16 protein-coding genes, 1 pseudogene and 1 riboswitch are annotated in these 15,670 nt (G+C 35.2%); of the genes and pseudogenes, 8 read left to right on the top strand and 9 right to left on the bottom strand.

Annotated elements, in window-relative coordinates:
- Positions 1–13: 13 nt before the first annotated feature.
- On the bottom strand, positions 14–1,165 hold the full coding sequence (pheA, locus tag GYM75_RS08500; RefSeq protein ID WP_220215537.1) for a bifunctional chorismate mutase/prephenate dehydratase: 1,152 nt from the start codon (positions 1,163–1,165) through the stop codon (positions 14–16).
- A 101-nt stretch (positions 1,166–1,266) separates the two neighbouring features.
- Positions 1,267–1,599, bottom strand: coding sequence for a ribosome-associated translation inhibitor RaiA (gene raiA, locus GYM75_RS08495; RefSeq protein WP_220215536.1), 333 nt, complete (start codon positions 1,597–1,599; stop codon positions 1,267–1,269).
- 320 nt (positions 1,600–1,919) lie between these two features.
- Here raiA and trmJ point away from each other — a divergent pair, with 320 nt between their 5' ends.
- Positions 1,920–2,603 (top strand): tRNA (cytosine(32)/uridine(32)-2'-O)-methyltransferase TrmJ, encoded by a 684-nt coding sequence (gene trmJ / locus GYM75_RS08490; protein WP_370632175.1) that lies wholly within the window; start codon positions 1,920–1,922, stop codon positions 2,601–2,603.
- Positions 2,604–2,657: 54 nt separating this feature from the next.
- Here trmJ and cysS read toward each other — a convergent pair whose 3' ends face one another.
- A complete protein-coding gene (gene cysS, locus GYM75_RS08485) occupies positions 2,658–4,049 on the bottom strand; it encodes a cysteine--tRNA ligase (RefSeq protein ID WP_220215534.1) in 1,392 nt (463 codons plus the stop codon).
- A 112-nt stretch (positions 4,050–4,161) separates the two neighbouring features.
- Between cysS and GYM75_RS08480 the strand changes: the two genes are divergently transcribed.
- Positions 4,162–4,494: a hypothetical protein gene (locus tag GYM75_RS08480; protein WP_220215533.1), complete on the top strand. Its 333-nt coding sequence runs from the start codon at positions 4,162–4,164 to the stop codon at positions 4,492–4,494.
- A 50-nt stretch (positions 4,495–4,544) separates the two neighbouring features.
- On the opposite strand, the gene GYM75_RS08475 is transcribed toward GYM75_RS08480, so the two are convergent.
- From GYM75_RS08475 to mog, 4 genes are all read right to left on the bottom strand, one after another.
- Positions 4,545–4,787, bottom strand: coding sequence for a GlsB/YeaQ/YmgE family stress response membrane protein (locus tag GYM75_RS08475; protein WP_065558750.1), 243 nt, complete (start codon positions 4,785–4,787; stop codon positions 4,545–4,547).
- 306 nt (positions 4,788–5,093) lie between these two features.
- Entirely contained in the window at positions 5,094–6,455 is a 1,362-nt protein-coding gene (gene lysC / locus GYM75_RS08470) for a lysine-sensitive aspartokinase 3 (RefSeq protein ID WP_220215532.1), read from the bottom strand.
- Positions 6,456–6,532: 77 nt separating this feature from the next.
- Positions 6,533–6,706: riboswitch (Lysine riboswitch) on the bottom strand.
- A 110-nt stretch (positions 6,707–6,816) separates the two neighbouring features.
- Entirely contained in the window at positions 6,817–7,275 is a 459-nt protein-coding gene (gene argR / locus GYM75_RS08465; RefSeq protein WP_220215531.1) for a transcriptional regulator ArgR, read from the bottom strand.
- Positions 7,276–7,426: 151 nt separating this feature from the next.
- Positions 7,427–7,999 carry a molybdopterin adenylyltransferase gene (mog, locus tag GYM75_RS08460; protein WP_220215530.1) on the bottom strand — a complete coding sequence of 191 codons (573 nt, stop codon included), beginning with the start codon at positions 7,997–7,999 and terminating at the stop codon, positions 7,427–7,429.
- A 257-nt stretch (positions 8,000–8,256) separates the two neighbouring features.
- On the opposite strand from mog, the gene GYM75_RS08455 reads away from it, so the two are divergent.
- Both GYM75_RS08455 and GYM75_RS08450 read left to right on the top strand, forming a co-directional pair.
- Complete coding sequence (locus GYM75_RS08455) at positions 8,257–9,201, top strand: ABC transporter ATP-binding protein (RefSeq protein ID WP_220215529.1); 945 nt, start codon at positions 8,257–8,259, stop codon at positions 9,199–9,201.
- Positions 9,194–9,964, top strand: a complete 771-nt coding sequence (locus GYM75_RS08450) for an ABC transporter permease (RefSeq protein ID WP_220215528.1) — start codon at positions 9,194–9,196, stop codon at positions 9,962–9,964. Before GYM75_RS08455 ends, GYM75_RS08450 begins: the two co-directional genes overlap by 8 nt.
- A 130-nt stretch (positions 9,965–10,094) precedes the next feature.
- On the opposite strand, the gene accC is transcribed toward GYM75_RS08450, so the two are convergent.
- Both accC and accB read right to left on the bottom strand, forming a co-directional pair.
- Entirely contained in the window at positions 10,095–11,441 is a 1,347-nt protein-coding gene (gene accC, locus GYM75_RS08445) for an acetyl-CoA carboxylase biotin carboxylase subunit (RefSeq protein ID WP_220215527.1), read from the bottom strand.
- Between the two features lie 42 nt (positions 11,442–11,483).
- Positions 11,484–11,948 (bottom strand): acetyl-CoA carboxylase biotin carboxyl carrier protein, encoded by a 465-nt coding sequence (gene accB / locus GYM75_RS08440; RefSeq protein ID WP_220215526.1) that lies wholly within the window; start codon positions 11,946–11,948, stop codon positions 11,484–11,486.
- A gap of 361 nt (positions 11,949–12,309) precedes the next feature.
- On the opposite strand from accB, the pseudogene GYM75_RS08435 reads away from it, so the two are divergent.
- The 4 genes and pseudogenes from GYM75_RS08435 to rng form a co-directional block, all read left to right on the top strand.
- Positions 12,310–12,761: pseudogene (locus GYM75_RS08435) on the top strand (rod shape-determining protein); the annotation flags it as partial.
- An 82-nt stretch (positions 12,762–12,843) separates the two neighbouring features.
- Positions 12,844–13,686 (top strand): rod shape-determining protein MreC, encoded by an 843-nt coding sequence (mreC, locus tag GYM75_RS08430; protein ID WP_220215525.1) that lies wholly within the window; start codon positions 12,844–12,846, stop codon positions 13,684–13,686.
- A complete protein-coding gene (gene mreD / locus GYM75_RS08425; RefSeq protein ID WP_220215524.1) occupies positions 13,673–14,158 on the top strand; it encodes a rod shape-determining protein MreD in 486 nt (161 codons plus the stop codon). Before mreC ends, mreD begins: the two co-directional genes overlap by 14 nt.
- A gap of 25 nt (positions 14,159–14,183) precedes the next feature.
- Complete coding sequence (rng, locus tag GYM75_RS08420) at positions 14,184–15,659, top strand: ribonuclease G (RefSeq protein WP_220215523.1); 1,476 nt, start codon at positions 14,184–14,186, stop codon at positions 15,657–15,659.
- The last annotated feature ends 11 nt before the right edge of the window (positions 15,660–15,670 follow it).

Here is a 15,670-nt window from a genome sequence, read left to right as displayed (position 1 = left end):
TGTTAATAATATATTACATGAGAGATGAAATTGAATCACTTGGATAGCAGCCAAGCACTTTGGTGTATAAGGTAATAGCTGAGAGTTCCTTGAGTGCGGTTTGCATTTCATGAGAATTAAGATTACCTTGCAAATCGATATAAAACATCTCTTCCCATGGCGTACCGTGGATTGGTCGAGACTCCAGCTTCGTCATGACAATGTTGTGATTGCGCAATACTAGTAATGCATCAACTAGGGCCCCAGCTTGTTGACCTGTTTTCATTAGGATAGTTGTTTTAGCAGGTATCTGATTTGAAACGTCAACAGGTTGTCGAGCTAACACAATAAAGCGGGTGATATTTTCTTTTTGATTAGCAAAATCATGTTCAAGTACTTGTAGTCCATATAATTCACCCCCGTCTTTGTTACCCATTGCTGCAACATTTGGCTTATTGAGGCTTGCTACCATCTCCATGGCTGATGAGGTACTATCGCAATAGACAATTTTCCAATGAGGTGATTTTTCTAAAAAGTTACTGCATTGTTGAAATGGTTGTGGATGACTATAAATAGTGTCAATTTGCTCCAGTTTGGCATCAGCGATAGCAAGTACACAGTGATCAATAGGTAATGAAAGTTCACCAATGATATGTAAATTGGTTTTTTGTAAAAGATCATAAACTTCATTAATCGAACCAGAACTTGAGTTTTCAATAGGTAAAATACCAAAATCAACTATTCCTTTTTCGACTTGCTCAAAAACATCTTTAAAAGTTGAACAACTGGATTCCGTCATTTCTTCAAAGTGAGCACTCGCATAACGTCGCGCAGCAGAATGGGAATAAGAACCTTTTGGCCCTAAAAAAGCAACTTTTGCTGTCGCTATGGTGTTGTGATTGAGTTTTTCTTGTAAGATCTTCTGTTGTAATAATACGGAATCTTCAATAATGACCTGATATAACCGTTTTATTAAAATATCATCAAGATGATAGGCTTTTCCTTGATGAATAAGTGAGTTGATTAATGAGCGTTCACGTTTCAAATCACGTACAGGAATGTTAGCTTCAATTTTTGTTTGAATGACTTGTGTTGAAATTTGGCGACGTTTAGCGACAAGTTCTAATAACTTCGCATCAAGTTCATTAATTTGATCTCGCAAGGGTAGTAAAGGATTAACAGTCATTTGGCTTAAGTAAATAAAAAATAGATGTGCAATATTATAACAAGCTAAAAAATAAAGGCACTATCAAAGTGCCTTTTAATTCATTTGTGATCAGCTATTGTTTAAACTTGCTCTTCAGGTACGACACCTTTGATGCTATCAAAGGCACGGCGTGATTCCCCTTTATGCTGAATCTTATTGAGTTGCTTTTCGAGTTTTCCAATAAGATCATTTATAGCCGCATACATATCAATGTGTTTAGCTGAAGCAACTAAAGGTGTCCCTTTGGTTGCAATGGTTGCGTCAACAATAAATCCATCGGGCTCCTTTGATAATATAAAGTGAGGGTTGATTAACAGTGCTCTCCATTTATCTAATTTAGAAAACTTATCTTCAAGATAACGACGAATTGCAGGAGTAATATCCATTTGTTTACTGGTAATACTTAACGTCATGATTGACCTCCACTATGTTTGCTAAAAAGTTTGCTGACCAATTGAGCTAACCCAAACAAGGGTTCTGTCTCTACATTGGCAAATTATTTTAATTTCGTCAATCAGTTATTTGTTTTTTCTGTAAATTTTGTGATTAACATTTAAAAATGAGTTATGACGATTTTTATCACTAAAATTTCAAATCTGCATTTTGCAATCTTTTTCCTATATACTGTTAATTATTTACTCCTAATAGGAACTTGATACATTTTAATGGGGATGATGTGAATTATTTAGATAACGTGAAGATTGTTTTAGTTGAAACTTCGCATACTGGTAATATGGGGTCAGCCGCTAGAGCAATGAAAACAATGGGATTAACGCATCTTTGTTTAGTTAATCCGGTGATAAAACCAGATTCTCAATCCATTTCTTTAGCAGCTGGGGCGAGTGACATTATTAAGCAAGCCCAAATTTTTTCATCTTTGGAAGAGGCGATTGGAGATTGTCGGCTAGTGATTGGGACTAGTGCTCGTCCTCGCAGCTTACAATGGCCGAATCTCACACCTAAAGAGTGTGGCGATAAAATTATTCAAGAGGCATCGAATAGTGACGCAAAAGTTGCTTTGGTCTTTGGTCGTGAACGAGTGGGGTTAACTAATGAGGAGTTGCAAAAGTGCCATTATCATGTAGGGATTCCTGCAAATCCAGCGTATAGCTCATTGAATTTGGCAATGTCAGTACAAGTGCTTTGTTATGAAATTCGTATGTCGATGTTAAACTTGGGTTCTGTTTTAACTGAACCAGAGGCTGATATAGACAGTATTGAGTTTCCAAAAGATGAAGATATCGAACGTTTCTATCAGCATTTAGAACAAACTTTATTGAAGACAGAATTTATTAATGCTAATCACCCCGGTCAAATTATGGGGCGCTTACGTCGGTTATTTACTCGAGCACGAATTGAACAACAAGAGTTAAATATTTTACGGGGTATTTTAACGTCAGTGGATAAAAAATTGTAACAGGTGGCGTAAACACCCACTTTTAAATGGGTGTTTTACCTTTTATTGATATTCCTAACTTTTTTTACGCCAAGTGGTACCATTAGCACCATCTTCAAGCACGATATTCATAGCATTTAATTTATCTCGAGCTTCATCGGCTAACGCCCAATTTTTACTGGCACGGGCTTCATTACGTTGTTGAATCAAAGCATCAATTAAGGTGCTATCAACATCGTCTTGTGATTCGCCTTGTAAAAATTTGACTGGATCTTGTTCTAATAAACCTAGAACAGAGGATAAATAGCGTAATTCGGCTGCCAATTCATTGGCATGCGCCATATCATTTTCCGCTTTTGCTTTATTAATTTCACGCGCAAGATCAAATAGTGTGGAATAAGCTTCAGGTGTATTGAAGTCATCATTCATTGCTTGACAGAATTGACGGTAATAATCACTGTCTGGTGTGGTATGAGGATGATTAGAATCGGTATCCCGTAAAGCTGTATATAAACGCTCTAGTGCCACTCGAGCTTGTTTTAGATTCTCTTCACTATAATTGAGTTGACTGCGATAGTGACCTGATAATAAGAAATAGCGAACTGTTTCTGCATCATAATGCTTTAATACATCACGAATCGTGAAAAAGTTATTTAGTGATTTTGACATTTTTTCTTGGTCAATCATTACCATACCCGAATGCATCCAATAATTCACATATTGTCCATCATGGGCACAAGTTGATTGAGCAATTTCATTTTCGTGGTGTGGGAACATCAAATCAGACCCACCACCATGAATATCAAAATGATTACCCAATTGGTAGCTATTCATTGCTGAACATTCTATATGCCAACCAGGGCGACCTTTACCCCATGGCGAATCCCAACTTGGTTCGTTTGGTTTAGACATTTTCCATAACACAAAGTCCATTGGATTGCGTTTCACATCAACAACATCAACACGGGCCCCCGCTTGTAGTTGTTCTAAATTTTGACGAGATAAAATACCATAGTTAGGGTCACTATCGACGGAAAACATCACATCGCCATTATCAGCAATATAAGCATGGTCTTTTTTTATTAACTCTTCTACCAATTCAATAATCTGTTGCATATGTTGAGTTGCACGAGGTTCAACGTCAGGACGTTTGATATTCAATGCATCAAAATCAGCATACATCTCTTGTAACATACGTTCGGTCAATTGCTCACAGGTTTCGCCATTTTCAAGGGCTCTTTTAATGATTTTATCATCAATATCTGTAATGTTACGGACATAAGTTAACTCATAGCCTAAAAAGCGCAGATAACGGGAAACAACATCAAATGCGACAAAAGTACGCCCATGACCAATATGACAAAGATCGTAAATCGTCACCCCACAGACATAAAGTCCGACTTTATTAGGTGTAATAGATTGAAAAACTTCTTTTTCTCGAGATAATGTATTGAATATTTTGAGCATTATAGTTTACTATTTATATATAAGTGATTTTGGTGATTAATATAACAAAAATCTACATAGGGCGAAATTACTTATTAACATCTTTACAACGAAAAATAAAGGAATATAAATTATGCCATTAGATTTTGGTGATGCCATAGGTGGATGTTTGGAAGCGATAGGAATTGCTGTTGACTCTAAACCTAAAAAGAAAGTTTTCAAAATATGTTATTGGACTATTTTAATAGCGACAACAATCGCTTTTTATGTTTTTATTAATAGGATAATATCCATCGACATTATTTATGTTATACCTGTACTGTTTGGTTGTTTTATTTTAGCGTTAATAGCATATGGTATCTTATGTGCGACACTCTTTGTTTGCTTAGTTGTTGGTTATATTTGTTTTGGAATAATAAAAGGATTATTTAAATTATTGATTAAAATATGTTCTTTATTTGTATAGAGAAATTAATTGGCGGAATTATTCCGCCAGGTTTAAACAAACTTCAATTTTTATCTAAAAAGACGATAAAGATATATCAATAAAATCGCCCCTAATACTGAGATAAACAAGCTTGGAAAATTAAATCCAGTTACGCTACCCCAGCCAAAGAATGTACTTATATAGCCTCCAACCAAGGCACCCGCTATACCAAGCAGAATGGTTTTAACCACTCCTACACTGCCTAATGGCATAAAAAATTTAGCGATCCAACCAGCAATTAATCCTAGAATAATCCAACTTATAATACCCATGATAATTTACCCTTATTTTGTTGTGTTTAATGTTAGCTTACTGATGTAGTAAATTGAACTAAAAGCAATACATTTTTTAAACGTATAAATCACTAATAACAAACAATATGAAGATTGATGACTATATTGAAATATAAAGAATAGTTTTATGAACGCACTACATAAAGTAGATTGTCTATATTCTATAATTTTTTTTATTAAATGTTTAGATATTTTATTTGGCTTTACAATTTATTTTTTGGATTGGATTTGTTGCTTTACTAAATAATAAAAGAGGAAGAGATTTTATCTTCCTCATAGATATCGTTATTCAAATATTGTTTTATGGAGTATTTTAATAATTTCTTCAGCATCATTACTTCTTGATAATAAACAGAGGTTATGTGTGCTAGCACCGTAACAACACAGTCTAATGACGAAATCATCTAAAACACCAAATACGTTTTTAGCTATACCTTTGGTTGATGTGAGTTTGTTGCCAATGATAGCAATTAATGCTAAATCTTCTTCAACCTCAACATGACAAAGAGTTGATAGCTCATCAAATAGTGCTTTGGTTAATAAACTAGTCCCATTAGTATTAGTTCCCATAGTATCGATAGTTAATGCAATGCTGACTTCTGAAGTTGTAACCAAATCAACAGAAATATTATGTTTAGCGAGTATAGTAAACACATTTGCTAAAAAGCCTTGCGCATGTAACATATTTAAACTAGTTAAGGTGAGTAATGTTTGTTTGCGACGCAACGCCAATGCTCTAAAGGATGGCAAGTCTGATTTGATACTGTTAGTATTATAAACAATAGTTCCGCCTGCTTGTGGGGCTTTGCTAGAACCGACAAATACTGGGATATTGCTTCGAACAGCTGGCACTAGTGTTGCAGGATGTAATACTTTGGCGCCGAATGTCGCCATTTCTGCTGCTTCAGCAAAGGAAATTTCGTCAATCCGTTTAGCGGATGGCGCAATTCTAGGATCGGTAGTATAGATACCGGCAACATCTGTCCAAATATCGATCTGTGTTGCATTTAATGCTTCACCAAGTAAAGCGGCAGTATAATCGCTACCACCACGCCCTAATGTAGTGGTTTTACCGGTGCTTTCTGAACCAATAAACCCTTGTGTAACAATGATATTATTGGAAAACAATGATTTTAAATGCGCACAGCAGAGCTGTTTAATATCTTCAATTATTGGTGTGGCTTTGCCAAATTTGTTATCTGTACGCATTACTTTACGCACATCAAACCATAACACATTTTTTTGTCTTTCTTTCAATATTTCTACAAAAAGTTTAGATGACATGATTTCGCCATGACTGACAAGTTCATCGGTTAGGGCCGATGATGTAGCTAGACTAGCAGCTTCTGATAAAGAGGCAATATTAGCAATTATCTGATCTATCTCAGCACGCAATGTAGGGTTTTCAGGAAGTTGTTCTAAAATACTATATTGAATGGATTGAATTTTCGCGATGTGTTGTGCTCTTACTTCAGCATCTCGTCCTTCAGCTAAGGCTACTAACAAATTTGTAATACCTGCAGATGCAGATAATACCACAACTTTGACATTCGGATTGGCGATAACGATATTTGCACTGTTTACCATAGATTGGTAATCGGCAACACTGGTACCACCAAATTTAGCAATTACAAATGATGTTTCCATGGATTCCTCATATTAAAAATTTTTTATTTTTAACAGAGATAGAGCGGGGTATGTTCTATTTACCGTTAAACAAGTACACACCGCGAAGCGCTCCACCTGTTAAGGTGACAACCCAAGGGATTCAGCCCTTGCAGTCGATTTAATAACTTCCTGGACAGTTATCAAATCTCGGCACTACATCCCCTCAATCATTTGTCAACAGTTCCAGTCCTTAAAATGATTTACCTGAGTAATGCGCCTCTTCGTTCTTGTAACATAGGTTACAAAATCAGTGTCATATAGAATTAACGATTCTGATAATTGTGTCAATAGGTTATCACTAAAAATCAGTGAATATTAATAAAATATAATTTTGATGACTTTACAGTTCTTGTTCAAATAGAGCCAGTATGGTCTGGTATAATTTTTTGACTGTACACCCTTTCGTTGGTGTACTAAAAATTGTGTCATCACCAGCAATTGAGCCTAATATGCCTTCAGATTTACCAATTGAATCTAGTAATCTTGCGATAAGCTGTGCTGCACCAGGACTAGTGCGAATCACGACCATGGAACTATTATAATCGATATCCAGCACTAAATTTTTTAAAGGGCTACTTGTCGTTGGCACACTAATTTCAGCTGGTAAGCAATAGACCATTTCAGATTTTGCATTACGAGTTCTCACCGCGCCAAATTTAGTTAACATTCTTGATACTTTAGATTGGTTAATATTATCAAATCCTTGTTCTTGAAGCGCTTGTACTATTTCTACTTGCGAACTAAACTTTTCTTGGCTAAGCATCTCTTTAAAAACTTTAGTGAGATCATCTTGTTTCATAATGTACCTTTGGGATTTTATTTATAACAGTTTTGAAATTGATTCGTTTTAACGACTTGTAATAGTTATTGATTTAACGTTTTTCATTTTTAACAATTAAATCTACTATATTATCGTCATAATTATGCATGAAATTTGCATAAAACTAAAGTTAGGTCTTTATCGCATTTTTGGGGCGAAACGATTTAATAATATTTTCATTCGTTTCAATATAAGGTCCTTCTAATAAGTCGATACAATAAGGAACGCTAGCAAAAATTCCATTTACTATTACATTACCTTGAGTGTCTTTTACTCCTTCGAGTGTTTCTTTGATCGATTTAGGTCTACCAGGAAGATTCAAAATTAAGCATTTTTTTCGTATTACACCCACTTGTCTGGACAATATAGCCGTAGGTACAAAATGGAGACTAATTTGACGCATCTGCTCACCAAAACCTGGCATAACACGATCACTTATTGCCAAGGTTGCATCAGGTGTTACATCTCTTATTGCTGGACCGGTTCCGCCAGTAGTTAGAATTAAATCACAATGTAAATTATCAACGAGTTCGCATAATGTTTGTTCAATAAGTGGTTTTTCATCGGCAATAATTCGTTTTTCAATTTTAAATGGTGTTTTCAACGCCATTGTAAGCCAAGATTGCAGTGAAGGAATACCTTCATCTTCATAAATTCCTTTTGAAGCTCTATCTGATACAGAAACGAGTCCGATTTTTAGCATAGTATTCCTACCTCAACAATAATATATATCTAAACTAGTTCTTTAAGAATTATAGCGTATTAGAGCTTTACGAAATTAATAAATATTAAATTAAGCAAATTTATAATTTTTTAAATTTAGTAATAATTTTATCTTAATATCAATTCAAATAATGCTAAAAAGCGCTTTACAATGATTGATTATATTGTCAATATTAAATCTCATCAAATAGGATCTTATATCATTTTAATCATAAATTACTCATTTAGGATACATACATGTCATCTATTCCTGCTCTTGAGTTAATTGAACTCAAAAAAATTTACAAAAATGGTGTAGAAGCATTAAAAGGTATTAATTTAACTGTTCAGGCAGGTGATTTTTATGCTTTGCTTGGACCAAACGGTGCCGGGAAATCGACTACAATTGGTATTATTAGTTCGCTAGTTACCAAAACATCGGGTCAAGTTAAAATTTTTGGATTTGATTTAGATAAAGATATCGTCAATGCCAAAAGGCAGTTAGGGCTAGTGCCACAAGAATTTAATTTCAATCAGTTTGAAGAAGTACTCCAAATTGTTGCAAACCAAGGAGGATACTATGGATTACCCCGTAAATTAGCACTCGAACGTGCTGAAAAATATTTACGGATTTTAGATCTTTGGGATAAGCGTAATAGCCGGGCAGGCATGTTATCAGGTGGCATGAAAAGACGATTGATGATAGCAAGAGCGCTTGTTCATGAACCTAAATTATTAATTCTCGATGAACCAACGGCAGGGGTTGATATTGAATTACGACGTTCCATGTGGGATTTTTTAAGAGAAATTAATCGTCAGGGTATTACTATTATTCTGACTACACATTATTTAGAAGAAGCAGAGATGTTATGTCGGCATATTGGTATTATTCAACATGGTGAACTCATTGCTAATTCCTCTATGCGTGATTTACTGGCGAATAGTCAATCTGAAACGATTATTATTGATTATTTGCCAACCTCTCACCCCTTGGAGCTAACCGGGTATACCTTTACTAACATTGAGCCAGGTATATTAGAAGTTAAAGTCGATAAACAGCATGGATTAAATCAATTGTTTGAGCAACTTAATCAACAAAAAATCAACGTAATCAGCATGCGCAATAAAACCAATCGACTTGAAGAGTTATTTGTTGATTTGGTGCGTAATGATACTCAAACAAAAGGAGCCGATAATGAATAATTTATACTGGATAGCCTTAAAAAGTATCTGGCGCAAAGAGGTCATACGTTTTTTAAGAATTTGGATCCAAACCTTGATACCACCCGTTATTACTATGTCACTTTATTTTATAATTTTTGGCAATTTAATTGGGTCACGAGTTGGCAATATGGGTGGTCATAGTTATATGGCATTTATAGTACCAGGATTAATTATGATGTCGGTAATTACCAACTCTTATACGAATGTTTGTTCATCATTTTTTAGTGCCAAATTTCAACGTAATATTGAAGAGCTTTTAGTTGCACCGGTACCAACACATATCTTAATTTGGGGATTTGTTGGTGGTGGCGTTATTCGAGGTATTTTAACAGGCACTTTAGTGACAATAGTATCGCTCTTTTTTGTGACATATGAAGTTCACTCTTGGGTATTTGTCGTTTTCACATTACTACTCACTTCAATTCTATTTTCGCTAGCTGGATTATTGAATGCAGTTTATGCAAAGACATTTGATGATATTAGTATTATTCCTACATTTGTATTAACGCCACTGACTTATCTAGGTGGTGTATTTTATTCAATTACGTTACTACCGACATTTTGGCAATGGGTATCTAAATTGAATCCTATTGTCTATATGATTAATGGCTTCCGTTATGGTTTTCTTGGCACCACCGATGTTTCGCTATGGATCACTTTTTCTATGCTTATCTTGTTTGTGGTGATTCTGTATATTGCTGTATGGCGATTAATTGAGAGCGGTAAAGGATTAAGAAGCTAAGCGGTAAAAAAATACCGCCGACATAAGTCGGCGGATAAGTGGAATCATTAAGTTTTGTTAATAATCTGATAAATCAGATAATTAACATAATAATATATCAATATTATTGTCGAGATTAGACATTAGCAGACTACTCGTAAATGCCTAATTTTTTCTCTAAGTAATGGATATTTGTTCCACCTTTTTGGAAGTTTTTATCATTCATAATTTCGATATGAAGATCAATATTAGTTTTGATACCATCGATAACGAGTTCTGCTAACGCATTTTTCATGCGAGCGATTGCTACTTCACGAGTTTCTCCATATGCAATCAATTTACCAATCATCGAATCATAATATGGCGGTACAGTATAACCGGCATAGATATGAGATTCCCAACGAATACCAAACCCACCCGGAGCATGAAAACGGGTAATTTTACCAGGTGATGGCATAAATGTTTTTGGATCTTCTGCGTTAATTCTGCATTCAATCGCATGACCTTTAATATGAATATCACTCTGTTTAATTGAAAGCGGTTTTCCTGCTGCAATTAAGATTTGTTCTCGAATTAAATCAACACCAGTAATCATTTCTGTAACAGGATGTTCTACTTGAATACGCGTGTTCATTTCAATAAAGTAAAACTCGCCATCTTCAAATAAAAACTCAAATGTACCTGCGCCACGATAACCAATTTCAATACAAGCATTAACGCAACGCTCTCCGATAAATTTACGCATTTTAGGCGTAATACCGACGGCTGGTGCTTCTTCTACTACTTTTTGGTGACGTCTTTGCATTGAGCAATCACGCTCACCTAAATAAACTGCATTACCTTGACCATCTGAAAGCACTTGTATTTCAATATGACGTGGATTTTCAAGGAATTTTTCCATATAAACCATATCATTATTAAATGCGGTTTTGGCTTCTAATTTGGTCATTTTAATCGATTGTTCAAGATCTTTTTCTTCACGAACAATACGCATACCACGACCACCGCCACCACCAGATGCTTTGATAATAACAGGGTAACCGATTTTTTTAGCAATTTCTTTGTTTGTTTCAATATTATTGCTCAACGGGCCATCTGAACCAGGTACGCAAGGCACACCCGCTTTTTTCATCGCTTCAATGGCTGATACTTTATCACCCATTAAACGGATTGTATCAGGTTTTGGACCGACAAAAATAAAACCAGAACGTTCAACTTGTTCAGCAAAATCAGCATTTTCTGATAAGAAACCATATCCTGGATGAATAGCTGCTGCACCTGTTACTTCGGCTGCAGAGATTAATGCTGGAATATTAAGGTAACTTTTGGCAGATGCTGCAGGACCGATACAAACGGTTTCATCTGCAAGAAGCACATGTTTCAGATCTTTATCTGCCGAAGAATGAACAGCAACAGTTTTAATTCCAAGTTCTTTACATGCACGTAAAATGCGTAGAGCAATTTCTCCACGATTAGCAATAAGAATTTTATCAAGCATATTCAATCTCTTAATCGTATAAATTAATTAAATAAATTCTGATTATTCAATAATGAATAATGGTTGATCAAATTCAACGGGTTGACCATTTTCAACTAAAATAGCTTTAATAGTCCCTGCTTTTTCTGATTCAATTTGATTCATCATTTTCATCGCTTCGACAATGCAAAGTACATCGCCAACATTGACAGTTTGTCCAACTTCAACAAAAGCTTTTGACTCAGGACTTGGAGTACGATAGAAGGTCCCTACCATTGGAGATTTTATTGTTGAACCAGAAACATCAACTGATGCTACATCGTTGATGACTTCTTCTGCTGAAGAAGCTGAAGTTACAACAACAGGAGCTGGTTGAGGTATTTGAATATTTTGTACAGGCGCAGAATAGTTTGTTGTTGCTACAGTGCGACTAATGCGTACTGATTCTTCACCCTCAGATATTTCAAGTTCTGAAATACCTGATTCTTCAACTAACTCGATTAATTTTTTAATTTTGCGTATATCCATGAATTACACCGTGTTTATTTGATATAAGTAACGATTATTTAATGCATCCTTAATATCTTAAAAGTAATCTTTTAAGGTGATAATAAGGCTGTAACTCAACATTAACGCCGAAGGATACACTGTAAAATACTATTTGTCATTATATATCTCCTTTACATTCTATTTCTATACTATTTTCTAGGTATTATTTTAGAATTGCGCTACAATAATAAGACTCAATTATTATTGGGGCTAGCTATGGAATTACAAGATTAAATAAGATATTATTTGTACAATTTTAAAAGAAAATTGTTTTATAATTAGCTTGCTTCAAACTCTAAAATATACTTAAACAAGATTAATTCTAGGAAGAGTTTTTATTATGTTCAAAAAAGTTCGCGGCCTGTTTTCAAATGATTTATCGATCGATTTAGGTACAGCCAATACACTTATCTATGTAAAAGGGCAGGGGATCGTGTTGAACGAGCCTTCCGTTGTGGCCATTCGACAAGACCGTTCTGGAACACCGAAAAGTGTTGCTGCTGTCGGACAGGCTGCGAAACAGATGTTAGGGCGTACTCCGGGTAATATTGCAGCAATTAGACCAATGAAAGATGGTGTTATTGCTGACTTTTCTGTGACGGAAAAAATGTTACGTTTTGCAGATTACCAGTATCTTCACCAACGGGATCGATGGTGGTTGATATCGGCGGTGGAACAACTGAAGTTGCCGTGATTTCGCTTAATGGCGTTGTTTATTCTGCTTCCGCACGTATTGGTGGTGACCGATTTGATGAAGCCATTATCAATTATGTTCGTCGTAATTATGTATCTTACTTTTTTCCGTCGATATTCTCGGCGGAAACATATCTTTATTCAAATTTAACTTGAGTATTTTATAGGTAAGTACTGAACAATGAAATTACTTTTTTCTAATCGTTCTCCTCTTAGTGTGCAATTATTGACCTCAATATTGCTCGCTTTGATCTTAATAATACTTGATATAAATTATCGTCCTTTTAACGAAGTTCGTTATTACTTAGATAGTATTGTTTCACCACTTTATCATGTTTCAAATTCACCTAGAGCTTCGTTTGATTCACTTCATGAAATGGCAAAAACACGAGAAGAGTTAGCCTCTGAAAATGAAAAATTAAATGAAGAGTTAATGAATAAAAAAGCAGATCTTTTGTTGCTTGAACATTTGAGACATGAAAACAATCGGTTGAGAGAGTTATTGAAAGCACCTTTATGGCATGAAGAGCATAAAATGGCTGCACAAGTTTTATTGGCTGATACTAACCCATATGCTTATCAGGTAGTAATCAATAAAGGAAAAAATGATGGTGTATATATAGGGCAACCTATCATTGATGAAAAGGGAATCGTTGGGCAAATTTACGAAATCGCACAGAACACTAGCAGAGCTATTTTAGTTTGTGATTATCAACATGCAATACCCGTTCAAATACAAAGAAATGATATATCAATGGTTGCTGTCGGTAATGGATGTAACAATGATCTCACCCTTGATTTTTTACCGAATAATGTTGACATTAAAGTAGGGGATGTTTTAGTCACTTCTGGACTAGATGGGCGATTTCCTGAAGGATACCCTGTAGCGATAGTGACATCAGTGAAGATTGATATTAGCGATTCATCCCCACTTATTTCAGCAACACCAACAGCCGATTTAAAACGTCTGCGTTATCTATTGTTACTATGGGGTGACCAAGGAGTAAAACATGAGGAGCCATAGAGGAATATTAATTATTTGGATTACCCTATTTTTTGGGTTGTGTTTGCAAATTATACCTTGGTCGTCATCTTACAATATTTTTAAACCTCATTGGTTGATGTTAATATTGGCTTACTGGTTTATTGCTTTACCACATCGTGTTGGAATAGGTACTGCTTTTATTTTTGGGCTTGTCATGGATCTATTTTCTGGTACGATATTAGGTATCCATGCGTTCATTTTTTCGATAATTGCTTATCTATTAATTTTTAGATATCAATTGGTGCGTAATTTAGCATTATGGCAGCAATCCTTCATCATATTTGGTATCTCAATATGTTATAATTTATTATTAATATTATTTCAGATAGCTATTTATCACATTATAACTATGTCCCCACTTATTTTACTATCAAGTTTGATTGACAGTTTATTATGGATAGTAATTTACCTATTTTTGCGACTTGTAAGACGACGTTATGCGATCAATTAATTGACTTTCAATCAAGGAAATTTTTATGTCTGTAGAGCTATTAATGAATGTCACTCCTTCAGAAACGCGTGTCGCTTATATTGAAGATGGTGTTTTACAAGAGATTCATGTTGATCGTGAATCACGACGAGGTATTGTTGGTAATATTTATAAAGGAAAGATTATCCGAATATTACCAGGTATGCAGGCTGCATTTGTCGATATAGGTCTTGAAAAAGCAGCTTTTTTACATGCTTCTGACATCATGCCACATACTGAATGTGTTTCAGATAGTGAACAAGAGCAATTTCAAGTTAAAGATATCTCGGAACTTGTCCGTCAAGGGCAGGATATAATGGTACAAGTCGTCAAAGATCCCTTAGGTACTAAAGGTGCAAGATTGACTACTGATATTACCTTACCTTCCCGCTATTTAGTTTTAATGCCTGGTCCTAATTCAGCCCATGTGGCGACTTCGCAACGTATTGATAGCGAAGAAGAACGAGAAAGATTAAAAAAAATTGTTGAGCAATATGTCACTGAACAAGGTGGTTTTATCGTTCGAACCGCAGCGGAAGGTGCAAGCGCCCATGAATTAGAACAAGATGCTAATTTTCTAAAACGGCTATGGTCAAAGATTCAAGAGCGTATGGCTCGACCTACCACAAAAAACTTGGTATATGGTGAACTACAATTATCTCAACGCGTGTTACGTGATTTCGTTGGTGACCCTATTGAGCGAATTTTAGTTGACTCAAAATTGACCTATGATTTGCTAGTTGAGTTTACCCAAGAATTTATGCCTGAAGTCACGGACAAATTATCACATTATCGTGGAAGTGCGCCAATATTCGATCTTTACGATACAGAAAATGAAATTCAACGTGCACTTGATCGTAAAGTTAAATTGAAGTCAGGGGGATATTTAATTATTGACCAAACCGAAGCCATGACGACGATTGATATTAACACTGGGGCATTTGTCGGGCATCGAAATCTTGAAGAGACAATTTTTAATACCAATATTGAAGCAACCATTGCTATTGCTCGTCAGTTACGTTTGCGAAATTTGGGTGGTATTATCATTATTGATTTCATTGATATGCAACAAAGTTTGCATCAAGAACGTGTACTCCAATCACTGCAAGACTTTCTATCAAAAGATAGAGCCAGAACAACGATTAATTCATTTTCAAGTCTAGGTTTGGTTGAAATGACAAGAAAACGTACCCGTGAAAGTTTAGGACATATTTTATGTGAAGAATGTCCTGCTTGTAAGGGGCGAGGTATTGTTAAATCTGTTGAAACAGTATGTAACGAAATATTACGTGAAATAGTTCGAGTTCATAAAGCACATCGTTCTGAATATCTATTGGTGTATGCCTCAGCGGCAGTTGCTAATGCGTTAAACAATGATGAATCGCATGCACTTGCTGAAGTTAAAGTGTTTGTTGGAAAACGTGTTGAAGTTAAAGTTGAACCACTTTATATCCAAGAACAATATGATGTAGTATTGATGTAAATCCTATAAGG

The organism is Gilliamella sp. ESL0441 (assembly GCF_019469185.1).
In the GTDB taxonomy this organism is placed as follows: domain Bacteria; phylum Pseudomonadota; class Gammaproteobacteria; order Enterobacterales; family Orbaceae; genus Gilliamella.
Note: the sequence above shows the minus strand (reverse complement) of the source record. Positions and strands in the feature narration are given on the sequence as shown.

Bases quoted from the DNA above. Each gene is read 5' to 3' on its own strand.
- pheA (WP_220215537.1), bottom strand. From the start codon at position 1,165: ATGACTGTTAATCCTTTACTACCCTTGCGAGATCAAATTAATGAACTT.
- raiA (WP_220215536.1), bottom strand. From the start codon at position 1,599: ATGACGTTAAGTATTACCAGTAAACAAATGGATATTACTCCTGCAATT.
- trmJ (WP_370632175.1), top strand. From the start codon at position 1,920: ATGGGGTCAGCCGCTAGAGCAATGAAAACAATGGGATTAACGCATCTT.
- cysS (WP_220215534.1), bottom strand. From the start codon at position 4,049: ATGCTCAAAATATTCAATACATTATCTCGAGAAAAAGAAGTTTTTCAA.
- GYM75_RS08480 (WP_220215533.1), top strand. From the start codon at position 4,162: ATGCCATTAGATTTTGGTGATGCCATAGGTGGATGTTTGGAAGCGATA.
- GYM75_RS08475 (WP_065558750.1), bottom strand. From the start codon at position 4,787: ATGGGTATTATAAGTTGGATTATTCTAGGATTAATTGCTGGTTGGATC.
- lysC (WP_220215532.1), bottom strand. From the start codon at position 6,455: ATGGAAACATCATTTGTAATTGCTAAATTTGGTGGTACCAGTGTTGCC.
- argR (WP_220215531.1), bottom strand. From the start codon at position 7,275: ATGAAACAAGATGATCTCACTAAAGTTTTTAAAGAGATGCTTAGCCAA.
- mog (WP_220215530.1), bottom strand. From the start codon at position 7,999: ATGCTAAAAATCGGACTCGTTTCTGTATCAGATAGAGCTTCAAAAGGA.
- GYM75_RS08455 (WP_220215529.1), top strand. From the start codon at position 8,257: ATGTCATCTATTCCTGCTCTTGAGTTAATTGAACTCAAAAAAATTTAC.
- GYM75_RS08450 (WP_220215528.1), top strand. From the start codon at position 9,194: ATGAATAATTTATACTGGATAGCCTTAAAAAGTATCTGGCGCAAAGAG.
- accC (WP_220215527.1), bottom strand. From the start codon at position 11,441: ATGCTTGATAAAATTCTTATTGCTAATCGTGGAGAAATTGCTCTACGC.
- accB (WP_220215526.1), bottom strand. From the start codon at position 11,948: ATGGATATACGCAAAATTAAAAAATTAATCGAGTTAGTTGAAGAATCA.
- mreC (WP_220215525.1), top strand. From the start codon at position 12,844: ATGAAATTACTTTTTTCTAATCGTTCTCCTCTTAGTGTGCAATTATTG.
- mreD (WP_220215524.1), top strand. From the start codon at position 13,673: ATGAGGAGCCATAGAGGAATATTAATTATTTGGATTACCCTATTTTTT.
- rng (WP_220215523.1), top strand. From the start codon at position 14,184: ATGTCTGTAGAGCTATTAATGAATGTCACTCCTTCAGAAACGCGTGTC.